This window comes from Ochrobactrum teleogrylli, assembly GCF_037482325.1.
GTDB lineage: Bacteria > Pseudomonadota > Alphaproteobacteria > Rhizobiales > Rhizobiaceae > Brucella > Brucella teleogrylli.
On the sequence record NZ_JBBHKQ010000001.1, the window covers coordinates 1,216,381 to 1,229,288 of the forward strand.

The window sequence follows — 12,908 nt, forward strand, 5'->3', positions numbered from 1 at the left end:
CTCCGTAATTTAGTGCGAAAGATGCTTTCGCAGGAAAGCGCGGGTCCGTTCCTCTTTCGGATTGGACAACATCTGGTCCGGCGGACCCTGCTCGACCACCACGCCGCCATCCATGAACATCACATGGTCGGATACTTCAGCGGCGAAGCGCATTTCGTGGGTCACGATCAGCATGGTCATGTGCTCTCTGGCGAGCTGCTTCATCACCTGATTAACCTCTTCCACCAGCTCGGGATCGAGCGCCGATGTGGCCTCGTCGAACAGCATCACCTTGGGCTGCATGGCGAGCGCGCGCGCAATCGCCACGCGCTGCTTCTGGCCGCCGGAAAGGCGCGCCGGATAGGCATTGCCCTTGTCCACCAGCCCGACCTTCGCCAACAGCGTGTTGGCGCGGTCCAGCGCTTCGGCGCGGGGCAGATGCTTGAGCCGCATCGGACCGATCATGATGTTCTGCAGCACGGTCAGGTGCGGAAACAGGTTAAACTGCTGGAACACCATGCCCATTTCCTGACGGATATGGTTGATGTGCTTTTCGAAGGCATGGCCCTTGAGCGGTTTGTTGACCTGATTGCCATCAAGCCAGATTTCTCCGCCCGAGGTTTCTTCCAGCATGTTGATGGAGCGCAGAAGCGTGCTTTTTCCCGACCCGCTGGGGCCGATGATGGATACGATCTTGCCGCGCGCAACCGTCAGGTCGATGCCCTTGAGAACCTCGTGGTCGCCATAGGATTTCCTGATCTGGCGCAATTCGATCATGGGTGTCTGTGTGTTCATCGGATAGCTTCCGCTTTCTTGGCCGCTTTGCTCAATGCCCATTCCATCAGAAGATTGACGGCATAATAGAGCACGGCGGCGACGAAATAGAATTCGAAGGGTCGATAGGTTTCGCTGATGGCGCGCTGTGCGTTCAGAACCAGTTCCGTGATGCCGAGGACGGACAGCACCGCTGTATCCTTGAGCAGGATGATGCTGTTATTGCCCACCTGCGGCAGCGCGGTCAGGATCGCCTGCGGAATGATGAAATAGCGCAGCGACATGCCCCGGCTGAAGCCCAGCGAACGGGCGGCTTCCATCTGCCCGGCATCCACGGCTTGCAGCGAAGCGCGGAAAATATCGGCGTTATAGGCGGCATAATGCATGCCAAGGCCGAACACGCCCGTCCAGAAGGCCGGAACCATGATGCCGATCTGCGACAGGCCATAATAGAGAAGATAGAGCTGGAGCAGCAGTGGCGTGCCCATGAAGAGGAACACGATGCCGCGCACCGGCAGGCTGACGATCTTGGGCGCGTGCAGCGTCACCAGAGCGATGACGACGCCCAGCACCACGCTGATGACACCGGCCAGAACGGTGATCAGCACCGTCCAGAGCAGGCCGATGAAGAGCAGTTCCAGATAGGAGGGAACGACCGTGAAATCGAGGCTCATGCTTCGGCCCTCCGATCTCGGTTGAAGAAGGTTTCCATGCCGCGAATGATCATCGAAATGACGGCAATGATGACGATGTAGGCGATGCCCGCGATCGTGAAGACTTCGAAGGGCTTATAGGTCGAGGTCACGAAACGCTGCGCGGAATAGGTCAGTTCCACCACGCCGATTGTCGAAACAAGTGCTGTACTCTTGGTCAGGATGATCGTGTTGACGCCGAGCGAACGGATCATCAGGGGTGCTGCCTGCGGCAGAATGAAAAGCCGCATGGTGTTGAAGCGTCCAAAGCCGATGCTGCGGGCCGCTTCGTTCTGCCCCTTATCGACTGCCAAAATGGCGCCGCGTATGCCTTCCGACATATAGGCTCCGATGTTGAAGCCCATGGTGATCACGCCAGCCATAAACGGGCTGAATTCCAGACCGAACTGAGGGCCGCCGAAGAAGACCAGAAAAAGCTGCACCAGCAGCGGCGTGCCGCGCATGATGCTGACATAGCCCGTGGCGAACCAGCGGAACGGCTTGAAGCGCGAAAAGCGGGCAATAACCAGAACGGTTGCAACGACCAGACCGATCAGAAGCGATACGACTGTCAGCTGGACGGTGACCCAGCCAGACTGAACAATGAAGGGAAAAATCCGCTCGATAAGTGCGATATCCATCCTTCAACCTTTCTTCCCCATCGGTGGCTCGTGGAGATGGGCCACCGAATGGCCGGAGGAACAGCGCCGCTGTTCGCCCAAAGGGTGGTGGGCAGAAAGCGAACAGTACCAGATTTGGGGGATCAATTTCGAAGATGGGTTGCTTGTCACAACCCCTCTTCCGGAGAGGGAAGATTAGCGGATATCCGCGCCAATCCACTTTTCGGAAATGGCCTTGTAGGTGCCGTCGGCCATCATGTCGTCCAGAGCCTTCTGCATGGCGGCAGCCAGTTCCGGATTGTTCTTGCGTACGGCGATGCCGATGTCGTAGCGGGGTAGCTGGTCATCCTTGACCTGCTTGATCGGCGCATTGCTCTTGGTGATGGCAACCAGAACCGGTACGTCGTCGGCGACAACGGCATCGATACGGCCAGAGCCCAGATCAAGCAGCATTTCCGGCAGGCCCTTATAGGTGCGAACGTCGTATTTGCCCTGTTCGCGGACCCATTTTTCGGAGGTTTCGCCGAGCGTCACGCCGATGGTCTTGCCTTCAAATTCCTTGAGCGAGGTGGCAGCGTCGTCCTTGCGGACGAACAGCGCCAGACCCGAGCGATAGTAAGGGCCGACAAAGGCAATTGCCTTCTTGCGTTCTTCGGTGATGCCCATCGAACCGACAATGGTGTCATAGCGACCGGTCACCAGACCAGCGATGATGCCGTCCCATGCGGTCGTCACGATTTCTGGCTCGGCCTTCAGGCGGCGCGCGATTTCAGAGCCGATATCGACGTCGAAACCGACGACCTTGTTGGATTCATCCACAAAGCTGAAAGGAGGAAAAACGCCGGACAGGGCAATCGACATTTTGCCTGCCTTCTGGATCTTTTCCAGATCGTCAGCCTTGGCCGCGTTCATGGAAAAGGTGAGACCGAGCGCGAGAAGCGCCGTGGAGAAAAATTTCGCGGTATTCATGTAGGTCAGTTCCCCATTTGAAGCCCCGGACGCCGGGACCGTGAAATCGCCGTTTGCATGCGCTTGTTTTCGTGACCTTGTGACCGGTCCAAGCCGGGATTGGTCATGGGTTTCCATCGCGATCAACGTCTGGAAACCACCTGGGCAATCCCCTTGCAGAAAATGAATATCTGCAATCAGATTGACAAAAAAGAACATAAAGTGATTATTTTTATAAATTACTGCCGATATAGGTAGTAGCACTTACTAAAAAGAAAGAGGGGATCATGGACGAGCTTGACAAGAGACTGATCACGGAATTGCGCATCAATGGCCGCGCATCGGTGCCGCAACTGGCCGAGCTTCTTGGCGTGGCGCGCGCAACAGCCCAGAAGCGGCTCGACCGCATGGTGGCCAATGGCGACATCAAGGGCTTTACGGTCCGTGTGCGCGACGATATCGGCAAGGACCAGATCAGGGCTTTCATGCTGATCGAAATGTCTGGCTCTTCGCTCAAAGCGACGATCAGCGCCATCAAGCGCGTGCCGGGGCTGACGGGTCTGTTCAACACCAATGGCATGTGGGACGTGATTGCCGAGCTGGAAGTGGCGACGATTTCGGAACTCAACGAGGTGATCTCGACGATCCGCTCGCTTCAGGGCGTCAGCAAAAGCGAGACCAATATCATGCTTGGCCCCGCCTGACGCTGCGTGCTCATTCGCCGTCGACCCGATCGGCGACCAGATCGGCATAGACCAGATAGCGAAGCGGTCCGGGCGTGATTGCATCGAAGGGATAGCATGTCGCAAGAACGAGGTGTTTTCCCGTGGCCTGCGGGTCGATGGGCGCTTCGTCCCAACGGGCCACAGCCATATGGGTCGTGCGATAGGTCACGATCTTTCCGTCACGGCGCGTGATGCGGATCAGATCGTTCGGCTCGACATTTTTTAGGAAGGCGAAATGGGTATCGCGATGCGCGGCATAGACCGCCGTGCCCTGATCTCCCGCTTCCGGCGTATTATCGAGATGTCCGGGCCCGAAGGCGAGCGCCTGACCGCTCGCGCCTTTCAGCGCAATCGCTGCGGTTTCCAGTCGCGGCACTTCGATGCGTGCCACCGGCCATGTGTCGGCCCAGCTCCACGGCTTGACCGGCGCCCCCCTCTCCACACTCTGCGTGAAAGCGCGCTCCAGCAGGATTTGTGCGGCAAAGGCCTTGGCGTGAATCCAGAAGCCCTGTCCGGCGAGGACCAGACCGCCTGTGATCAGAACGCAGGCGAGAAGTGTCGAGAGGGAGCGCGCAAGCGCGCGCCCCTTCAGGATGGTCTGACGATTACTCATGGCTGCCTGCCTTTTCACGACGCGTGAACCAGAAGAGAAGGGCACCGATCAGCACGGCCAGCAAACCCTGCAGCATGAGAAGCGTTGCAGGTGTCGCCGTTTGCGGCAGTGGAAGACTCGGAACGGGTAGGGTCGGAGCGATCTCCTCAGCTTTACTGTCGACGCCACTCCAGTCGGCGTTTTCGCTGTCGGTTGGCTGTCCGGCATTCGCGTCGCGCGTGGCGCTGATGCCGAGCAATGTGCGATAGTCCCAGCCAGCGGGCAGATGCAGCGGAATATCGGCCTTGGTCAGCGGTATATTGGCGGCGCGTGATGGCGTGACATCCACGGCGATGAGACTGGTCAGGCGCGTCACCAGATGGTGATCGAGCGCAAGCCGCAGGATACGGGCGTCGGCGGCATCCTGATTGATCTCGCCAAGCGTGGCAGCGACTTCGGCATCGTCAATCTTGCGGCGCGCCCAGATTTTGGAAATGCCATTCGCGTGACTTGCCTGATCAAGCGGCAGTGTCACGGTCCAGGGGTGGTCACCGACCATGCCGCTGACGGTCAGTTCGCCGGTCGCCTTGCCCATGCGGGCGGCAATGACAAGCGGCTCGCCGCGATAAAGATCAGGCAGCAATGTCGGCGTGAGGCTGACATTCTTTTCGGTAAACGCGGCGCGGATGTCGGTTACGGCTGGGTTTTCCAGCTTGTCGAACAGGGCACGCATGCGCTCGTCGACTTCCGCGGCCGAACCGATATGGGTGAAGCTCCCGCGACCAAGCTCGGCGGCGCGGTTCGTCAGATAGCTGTTCGGGGCTGAACCAATGCCGACCATGAAGATGCGCGAGCGTCCGCGCCGGGCGGCGATTGTATCGAGTAGCTCCAATTCGTTGCTCACTTCGCCATCGGTCAGGAAAACGATCTGGCGCAAGCCCTTGCTCTGATGGCTGTCATCGAGGGCGGCGTGCAGCGGTGGCAGCATTTCCGTGCCGCCAGCGGCTTCAAGCTGGCCGACAAAGCTGCGCGCAGCGGCGACATTTTCGCCGGTTGCGGCAACGCTGTCCGGGAAAAATTTGGTCATTGTGTCATCGAAGCGGATGACGTTGAAATGGTCGTTCGGTTCCAGTCGCGACAGGGCATAATCGAGGCTGGCTTTTGCTTGCGCCATGGAGGTGCCGCCCATTGAACCGGAATTGTCGATCACGAAGACAATCTCGCGACCCGTCTTCCTGGCCGGCGCCAGAACCGGCGGCGTGACATAGGCAAGCACAAAGTCTTCCTTGCCGACCCGTTCGCGAAACAGACCGACAGTTGGCGTGTTGCTCGCCGCAGCGCTCCATTCAAGCACGAAGTCGCGGTCGGCAATTGCGTCGCCTTGCAGTGTGATCTGGCGCGCGTCGCCATTCAGCCGGTCGATCTTGACGGGATGGTAGAGGCTTTTCAGTCCATCGACCGGGAACCCCGCATCCAGCTTGATTGCAAGCGTGACCGGGTTGGCCCGTGCACTGTCCGGTCCGATCAGTGCCATATCGATCGGTGCAGCCTGAGTGTTCTGTGTCGCGCTGGCGGCGGATTGTCCCCAGCCACCATTCAGCTTGGCGCGCTGGTCGATTGCGGTCTTGTCCTGCGGATTATAGCGCGGGGCAACGACCAGCGGCACGCGCAGCGAAAAGCGATTATCGGCCAGACGCACTGCCTGCTGATATTCGATCTGTACAACGACCTTCTCATGCGGACCGATATTGGCGACGGCATTGGTGAAGACATTGAACCGCTGCTGTTCCACGAGTGCGGTTTTTTTGCCTTCGCTGCGGGCCTTCTCATAAATGGCGCGTGCGGCCTGCTTTCCCTTGATATCGGCCACGACGACGCGATTGCCGATGATCAGCTTCAGCGAATGAACGGCGCTGTCTTCAGGCAACGGAAACACATAGAGCGCCTCGACCCAGCCATCGGTGGGGTTTTCGAAAGCCTGTGTGAGACGCGCCCGCGCCGTCGGTCCGCTGACAGTGATATCCACATCGGTGGCGAGCCGCGGGGCCTCGACATATTGCCCGGCCTGTTCGGTCTGCATCAGCAGGCTGCCCGATTCCATCTCATTGGGCGATACGAAAGCGGAGGTTTCCGCGCGCGCCTGCAAGGGGTGAAGCAGGGCAAGGATCACGCCGAGCGCGGGAAGCAAAATTGCATTCCCGAACCAGAGAAACTGGCAGAACCGAACGAGAAAATTTCTCCGGTTCCTTTGATGTGAAACAGTGATTGCGGTGTGCATGACAGGCTCCCTTTCCGTAATGGATGAACTGGAGCGATTGTCTGAAACGCGCTGTTGCCTCGCCAGCGTCAGCTTTGACCTCTTTCGTCCGCATCTTGCCGCAAAGCGTCTTGCCGCTGGCGGATATGTGTGGAATTGTGAAAGAAAGTACGCAATCAGGACATTGGCGCATGGTCCACGGGGACCCTTATCTGTCGGAAAATCAAAGCAGTAGCGTTGCGGCCCGGGTTCGCGAGGAAATCGCGCGGCGGCGTATTTCGCGCCAGCGACTCGCGGACGACGCGCGGATCAGCCTTTCAACGCTGGAAAAGGCGCTATCGGGGCATCGTCCTTTCACGCTCGCCACCATCATCCGGCTGGAACAGGCAATGGGTGTGGCCCTGCGCGAACCGGGCGCGGCGCAGGCGCCCAAGGCAGGCGACACCATCGAGCGCCCTGTTGCGAACGGCACAGGCAGCGGCCATGCGCCGGAGGAGCTGGGCGCCTATTCGCGGCCCGCCGTTGCGTGGCTGGAGGGAACCTATCTGACCCTGCGTCCGTCCTTTGGCGATGCGGATGCGATCTTCGCCTATTGCACGGAAATCGTCTGGGATGACGAGGGAACGCGGCTACGGTTCCGGGAACGGGAGCGCACCGATGCGTCTTTCTCCCAGCATGGCTCGGTATCCGTGCCGCATCGGTCGGGGCATATCTATCTTGTCACCAACACATCCGGGCAATATCGGATGGTGGTTCTGTCGCGACCCAGCATTACGGGCGAGATGTTCGGCCTGCTGACGACCTTGCGGGCGGGGCAGGGCGCGCAGCTGACGCCGGTTTCGACGCCCCTGGTGCTTTTGCCGCTATCTGCCTTTGAGGAACCGTCTTTTGGGCGTATCGCCAGGGGCGGCGATCACTACGGCGCTTATTCGGCCCTGTTGGGCAAGGTGCTGGATGAGAATTATGCAGCCTTCATCGGCTGACACTCTATTCGCTTGAACGCCCTTCCGTCTTGTGCCAGCATTCAGGCGGAGGAGGATGGTCATGGTGTCGACACTGTCGCACATCAAGGAGATTGAGCGCGTCGCCATGGGCGGGGCCTCGGATCGTGATCGCCCTGTCATTCAATCCTGGTTGCGCTGCCTCAATGATTATCGGCTTAATCCCGCCCAGACGCAGGAAGCCTATATCGTGCCCGACACATTGCTGCGGGAACATCGCGAGCAGTCGGAAGAACTCATCCGCATCGGGCGTACCGGCCTCGAAGCGCTTTTCAGACAAGTCGCCGATCAAAGCTACGTCCTGCTGCTGTCGGATGCGCGCGGCGTTACAGTCGAGTTCATGGGCGACCCCACTTTCGACAATCAGCTGCGCAAGGCGGGGCTTTATCTGGGATCGGAATGGTCGGAAGACAGGGCGGGAACCTGCGCCGTCGGGGCCTGCATGGTTTCAGGCAAGCCCGTCATCATCCATCAGGACGATCATTTCGACGCCTGCCATATCGGCCTGACCTGCACGGCGGCGCCCATTTTCGATACGTTCGGCGATCTGTCGGCGGTGCTCGATATTTCGCAATTGCGCTCGCCGACCGCGAAGGCCAGCCAGCAGCTGGCGCTGCATCTGGTGGCTTCGACCGCGCGGCGGATCGAGCTTGCCAATCTGATGACCAGGGCCCACGAGGATTGGGTTTTGCGTCTGGCGCGACTGCCAGATTTTCTGGACGTTGATCCCGATGCCGCGATGACGATTGATGGCAACGGCGTAATCACGGGCATGACGCATGGCGGTTTCGGCGCTGTTGCGCGCGGCATGAATCTGAACACGGTCTCGACGAAGGACTTCATCGGGAAACCGATCTCCAGCGTCTTCGATATCGATATCGATCAGCTTCCGGCCCTGATGCGCGGACGCCCCAATGGCGAGCGTCTGCTCCGGGCGCGCAACGGTCTGGCGCTGTTTGCAAGCGCCATTGCGCCGGTCAGCAGTTTCCGTGCGCCTGCGACCAGCAGCATATCGGTGCGGCTGCCTGCGGCGCTACGCCAGTTGAGTTTCGGCGACCCGGCCATGGAGGCGCTGCAGGCCCGCGCCGCCAAACTGGCGGATCGCCGTCTGCCGATCCTCATCAAAGGCGAAACCGGCAGCGGCAAGGAATATCTGGCGCGCGCCATCCATGATAGCACCGCCAAGCCCGGTCCGTTTATCGCGGTCAATTGCGCGGCAATACCCGAACAGCTGATCGAATCCGAATTGTTCGGCTATGTCCCCGGCGCTTTCACCGGCGCAATGCAGAAGGGGAAGACCGGGCTTATCGAAGCGGCCAATGGTGGCACGCTGTTTCTGGACGAGATTGGCGACATGCCACTCGCTCTTCAAAGCCGGTTGCTGCGGGTTCTTTCGGAAAACGAAATTCAGCCAGTCGGCGCGCTGAAACCGAAGCCGGTCAGGTTCCGGCTTTTGTCGGCATCGCATCGCGATCTGGCTGCGCTTGCTGCCGAAGGCCGTTTTCGCGAAGATTTGCTCTATCGGCTCAATGCCGCGACGCTGACCCTGCCATCGCTGCGACAGAGACAGGATTTCGACAGCCTCGTTGATCACCTTCTGCGCCGTATCGGCGAAGAAGAGGGCGAGTCGATCATGCTTGACCGCGCTGCGCGAAAGGCGCTTTCCGCCTATGGTTGGCCGGGCAATCTGCGCGAGCTGGACAATACGTTGCGTGTTGCAGCGGCGGTTGCAACAGACGCCACAATCACCACCGATTGCCTGCCCGAACATTTCCAGACTGTGACCGCGGCGGACAATGACCGTTCCGATCAGCAGGTTTTGCGCCGTCAGCTTGACGAGTGCGGCAACAATATTTCTGCGCTGGCCCGAAAACTGGGCGTCAATCGTTCCACGATCCACCGCCGCCTGAAGCCCACACATTAATGCTGCAACAGGTGCAACACCTGTTGCACGATAGCTGTTGCATCATTTGCGGCTGCGATTTCTCTTCTCAATAAAATAATGCAAAAACAATAGCTTGACGATTGCAAGCCATTTGGCACGCCGTTTGCTCATCCTTCTCCGACGGGCCTTGGGAGAAGTCCGCTATCCACATCCACGGGAGGAAATTGCAATGCTTGAGAAAACACCGACAGTCCGCGTACAGGCCTTTCTCGACAAGTTCGGCGCAGCACTGGAAGGCGGGCGGATCGATGAAGCGGTTTCGATGTTTGCCGACGATTGCTACTGGCGCGATCTGGTTGCCTTCACTTGGAACATCAAGACCGTGGAAGGGCATGATCAGGTGCGCGACATGCTGCAATCCCAATTGCAGCTGGTGAAGCCAACCAAATGGCTCGTGGCCTCTGGTGAAACAGCGACGGAAGCCGATGGCGTCACCGAAAGCTGGATATCCTTCGAGACGGAAGTTGCGCGCGGCTACGGTCTCATTCGCCTGAAGGGTGGCAAGATATGGACCCTTCTCACCGTCATGTCTGAATTGAAGGGGCATGAGGAAAAATCAGGCTTCACCCGTCCGCTGGGCGCGAAGCATGGTCACGACCTTGGCGCCAAGACATGGAAGGAAGAACGTGAGGAGGAAGCCCGCACGCTCGGCTATGAAAAACAGCCCTATGTGCTGGTGATCGGCGGCGGACAGGGCGGTATTGCGCTCGGCGCGCGCCTGCGGCAGCTCGGCGTGCCGACGATCATCGTCGAACGCAACGAACGACCGGGCGATTCATGGCGCAAGCGCTACAAGTCGCTCTGCCTGCATGACCCCGTCTGGTACGACCATCTGCCCTATATCGACTTTCCGAAAAACTGGCCGGTTTTTGCGCCCAAGGACAAGATTGGCGACTGGCTGGAATTCTATACCAAGGTGATGGAGCTGAATTACTGGACATGCTCCACCGTCAAGTCGGCGAAATGGAACGAAGACGAGAAAGAATGGTCGGTCGTCGTAGACCGCGACGGCGAGGAAGTCATCCTGCGTCCAAAGCAACTGGTCTTCGCAACCGGCATGTCGGGCAAGGCGAATATTCCAAACGTCAAGGGACAGGATCGCTTCAAGGGCGAACAGCAGCATTCATCCCGCCATCCCGGGCCGGATGGTTACAAGGGCAAAAAGGTCGTCGTCATCGGGTCGAACAATTCGGCGCATGATATTTGCGCAGCCCTTTGCGAGGCGGGTGTCGATGTCACCATGGTGCAGCGGTCATCGACGCATATTGTGCGCTCGGAGCCGCTGATGAAACACGGGCTCGGCGCGCTTTATTCGGAAGAGGCGGTGCAAAATGGCGTCACGACGGCCAAGGCCGATCTGATCTTCGCCTCGCTGCCTTATCGTATCATGCATGAGTTTCAAAAGCCCATCTATGACAAGATCCGCGAGATCGATGCTGATTTCTATGCCGCGCTTGAAAAAGTCGGCTTCCAGCTTGATTTCGGCTCGGACGGTTCGGGCTTGTTCCTCAAATATCTGCGGCGCGGCTCCGGCTATTATATCGATATCGGCGCTTCACAGCTCATCATCGACGGCAAGATCAAGCTCGCTTCAGGGCAGATAGAGGAGATTACCGAAAACTCCGTGCGGCTTGCCAATGGAACCGAACTGCCTGCCGATCTGATCGTCTATGCGACGGGCTACGGTTCGATGAACGGCTGGGTCGCGGATATCATCGATCAGGAAACGGCGGACAAGGTCGGCAAGGTCTGGGGTCTCGGGTCGGAAACGCCGAAGGACCCCGGCCCGTGGGAAGGCGAACAGCGCAATATGTGGAAGCCGACGCAGCAGGAGGCGCTGTGGTTCCACGGCGGCAACCTGCATCAGTCGCGGCATTATTCGCAATATTTGTCGCTGCAGCTGAAAGCCCGCATGGAGGGCATCGATACGCCGGTCTATGAACTGCAGACCGTGCATCATTTGCGATAAAGCGATTGCGGTTTTCACGGATTAAAAAATTGGCCGGGGTTTGTGCCCCGGCCAATCCGTTTGTGTGATGCCTGCCTAAAAATTAAGCGGCAAGCGCTTCGTCTTCCGAAGTCGGAACTTCAGAAATGGTCTTCAGCACCTGGGAGGCAATCTGGTATGGGCAGCCCTGCGAGTTCGGGCGGCGATCTTCGAGGTAGCCTTTATAGCCGTTCTTGACGAAGGAATGCGGCACGCGGATCGAAGCGCCACGGTCGGCAACGCCGTAGGAGAACTTGTCCAGCGGAGCCGTTTCATGCTTGCCGGTCAGGCGCAGATGGTTGTCGGGTCCGTAGACGTCGATATGTTCCTGCAGGTTTTTGTCGAACTGGGCCATCAGGGCTTCGAAATAATCCTTGCCGCCAACTTCGCGCATGAACTTGGTCGAGAAGTTGCAATGCATGCCCGAGCCGTTCCAGTCGGTGTCGCCCAACGGCTTGCAATGGAATTCGATGTCGATTTCATACTGTTCGCAAAGGCGAAGCAGGAGATAGCGTGCCATCCAGATCTGGTCTGCTGCGGTCTTGGAACCCTTGCCGAAAATCTGGAATTCCCACTGGCCCTTGGCCACTTCGGCATTGATGCCTTCGTGGTTGATGCCGGCGGCCAGGCAGAGGTCAAGATGTTCCTCGACGATCTTGCGGGCGACCGGGCCGACATTGCTGGAACCAACGCCGCAGTAATATGGGCCCTGCGGTGCGGGGAAACCATGCTCAGGGAAGCCGAGCGGACGACCGTTCTGATAGAAGAAATATTCCTGTTCGAAGCCAAACCATGCGTCGTCGTCGTCAAGAACGGTTGCGCGGTTGTTCGATGGGTGCGGCGTGACGCCATCCGGCATCATGACTTCGCACATGACAAGAGCGCCGTTCGTGCGGGCCGGATCGGGATAGACCGCGACCGGCTTCAAAACGCAATCGGAGCTGCGGCCTTCGGCCTGCATCGTCGACGAACCGTCGAAACCCCAGAGCGGCAGTTGCTCGAGCGTCGGGAACGCATCGAATTCCTTCACCTGTGTCTTGCCACGCAGGTTGGGTGTCGGAGTGTAACCGTCAAGCCAAATGTACTCGAGCTTATACTTTGTCATCGCCTAGTCTCTTTTATGACGGGTATTGAACCAACGTAGTAGGGCAGCCAACCGTCAATATGCTCTTCCCTGCTTATGTAAAATAAGAAAGCAAGTGTCATGCCAGTTTCGTAAAATGTATGTTTTCTGGCCGCGCCTTTGGCCTAAGGCCTTGAAAAGATAAAATTTATTAAATGGTCAAAATTTGAGGCAGGATTCCGCGAAGCGAAGCAAGGTCGTCAGGCGGGCAGCACTTAACCGGCGCTGAAAACGATTTTGATTATAAAATAGGCATTCGTCTAAA

At 58.4% G+C, this 12,908-nt stretch carries 11 protein-coding genes; 4 read left to right on the forward strand and 7 right to left on the reverse strand.

The window, feature by feature from the left end:
• Positions 1 to 9: 9 nt before the first annotated feature.
• From WIX40_RS05635 to WIX40_RS05650, 4 genes are all read right to left on the reverse strand, one after another.
• Positions 10 to 774: an amino acid ABC transporter ATP-binding protein gene (locus tag WIX40_RS05635; protein WP_140024659.1), complete on the reverse strand. Its 765-nt coding sequence runs from the start codon at positions 772 to 774 to the stop codon at positions 10 to 12.
• Positions 771 to 1,427 (reverse strand): amino acid ABC transporter permease, encoded by a 657-nt coding sequence (locus tag WIX40_RS05640; RefSeq protein WP_140024660.1) that lies wholly within the window; start codon positions 1,425 to 1,427, stop codon positions 771 to 773. The genes WIX40_RS05635 and WIX40_RS05640 overlap by 4 nt, the downstream gene beginning before the upstream one ends.
• Positions 1,424 to 2,086, reverse strand: coding sequence for an amino acid ABC transporter permease (locus tag WIX40_RS05645; protein WP_339439099.1), 663 nt, complete (start codon positions 2,084 to 2,086; stop codon positions 1,424 to 1,426). Before WIX40_RS05645 ends, WIX40_RS05640 begins: the two co-directional genes overlap by 4 nt.
• Positions 2,087 to 2,260: 174 nt before the next feature.
• A complete protein-coding gene (locus tag WIX40_RS05650; RefSeq protein ID WP_109366873.1) occupies positions 2,261 to 3,034 on the reverse strand; it encodes a transporter substrate-binding domain-containing protein in 774 nt (257 codons plus the stop codon).
• A gap of 266 nt (positions 3,035 to 3,300) precedes the next feature.
• Between WIX40_RS05650 and WIX40_RS05655 the strand changes: the two genes are divergently transcribed.
• A complete protein-coding gene (locus WIX40_RS05655; protein ID WP_109366874.1) occupies positions 3,301 to 3,717 on the forward strand; it encodes an Lrp/AsnC family transcriptional regulator in 417 nt (138 codons plus the stop codon).
• A gap of 10 nt (positions 3,718 to 3,727) precedes the next feature.
• On the opposite strand, the gene WIX40_RS05660 is transcribed toward WIX40_RS05655, so the two are convergent.
• Positions 3,728 to 4,351 (reverse strand): class GN sortase, encoded by a 624-nt coding sequence (locus WIX40_RS05660; RefSeq protein ID WP_339439102.1) that lies wholly within the window; start codon positions 4,349 to 4,351, stop codon positions 3,728 to 3,730.
• Positions 4,344 to 6,518: a marine proteobacterial sortase target protein gene (locus WIX40_RS05665; RefSeq protein WP_339439104.1), complete on the reverse strand. Its 2,175-nt coding sequence runs from the start codon at positions 6,516 to 6,518 to the stop codon at positions 4,344 to 4,346. The genes WIX40_RS05660 and WIX40_RS05665 overlap by 8 nt, the downstream gene beginning before the upstream one ends.
• 260 nt (positions 6,519 to 6,778) lie before the next feature.
• Here WIX40_RS05665 and WIX40_RS05670 point away from each other — a divergent pair, with 260 nt between their 5' ends.
• The 3 genes from WIX40_RS05670 to WIX40_RS05680 all read left to right on the forward strand — a co-directional run bounded on the left by WIX40_RS05670 (position 6,779) and on the right by WIX40_RS05680 (position 11,502).
• Positions 6,779 to 7,570: a helix-turn-helix domain-containing protein gene (locus WIX40_RS05670; protein WP_140024663.1), complete on the forward strand. Its 792-nt coding sequence runs from the start codon at positions 6,779 to 6,781 to the stop codon at positions 7,568 to 7,570.
• A gap of 61 nt (positions 7,571 to 7,631) precedes the next feature.
• On the forward strand, positions 7,632 to 9,512 hold the full coding sequence (locus WIX40_RS05675; RefSeq protein WP_339439110.1) for a sigma-54-dependent Fis family transcriptional regulator: 1,881 nt from the start codon (positions 7,632 to 7,634) through the stop codon (positions 9,510 to 9,512).
• Positions 9,513 to 9,702: 190 nt separating this feature from the next.
• The gene (locus WIX40_RS05680; protein ID WP_339439112.1) at positions 9,703 to 11,502 is read left to right on the forward strand and encodes an NAD(P)/FAD-dependent oxidoreductase; all 1,800 of its coding nucleotides are present in this window, start codon (positions 9,703 to 9,705) and stop codon (positions 11,500 to 11,502) included.
• A gap of 82 nt (positions 11,503 to 11,584) precedes the next feature.
• On the opposite strand, the gene WIX40_RS05685 is transcribed toward WIX40_RS05680, so the two are convergent.
• Entirely contained in the window at positions 11,585 to 12,625 is a 1,041-nt protein-coding gene (locus WIX40_RS05685; RefSeq protein WP_140024666.1) for a glutamine synthetase beta-grasp domain-containing protein, read from the reverse strand.
• Positions 12,626 to 12,908 lie beyond the last annotated feature (283 nt).

What these genes read in the sequence shown, in the direction of transcription:
- WIX40_RS05635 (WP_140024659.1), bottom strand. Translation starts at nt 774, where the DNA reads ATGAACACACAGACACCCATGATCGAATTGCGCCAGATCAGGAAATCC.
- WIX40_RS05640 (WP_140024660.1), bottom strand. Translation starts at nt 1,427, where the DNA reads ATGAGCCTCGATTTCACGGTCGTTCCCTCCTATCTGGAACTGCTCTTC.
- WIX40_RS05645 (WP_339439099.1), bottom strand. Translation starts at nt 2,086, where the DNA reads ATGGATATCGCACTTATCGAGCGGATTTTTCCCTTCATTGTTCAGTCT.
- WIX40_RS05650 (WP_109366873.1), bottom strand. Translation starts at nt 3,034, where the DNA reads ATGAATACCGCGAAATTTTTCTCCACGGCGCTTCTCGCGCTCGGTCTC.
- WIX40_RS05655 (WP_109366874.1), top strand. Translation starts at nt 3,301, where the DNA reads ATGGACGAGCTTGACAAGAGACTGATCACGGAATTGCGCATCAATGGC.
- WIX40_RS05660 (WP_339439102.1), bottom strand. Translation starts at nt 4,351, where the DNA reads ATGAGTAATCGTCAGACCATCCTGAAGGGGCGCGCGCTTGCGCGCTCC.
- WIX40_RS05670 (WP_140024663.1), top strand. Translation starts at nt 6,779, where the DNA reads ATGGTCCACGGGGACCCTTATCTGTCGGAAAATCAAAGCAGTAGCGTT.
- WIX40_RS05675 (WP_339439110.1), top strand. Translation starts at nt 7,632, where the DNA reads ATGGTGTCGACACTGTCGCACATCAAGGAGATTGAGCGCGTCGCCATG.
- WIX40_RS05680 (WP_339439112.1), top strand. Translation starts at nt 9,703, where the DNA reads ATGCTTGAGAAAACACCGACAGTCCGCGTACAGGCCTTTCTCGACAAG.
- WIX40_RS05685 (WP_140024666.1), bottom strand. Translation starts at nt 12,625, where the DNA reads ATGACAAAGTATAAGCTCGAGTACATTTGGCTTGACGGTTACACTCCG.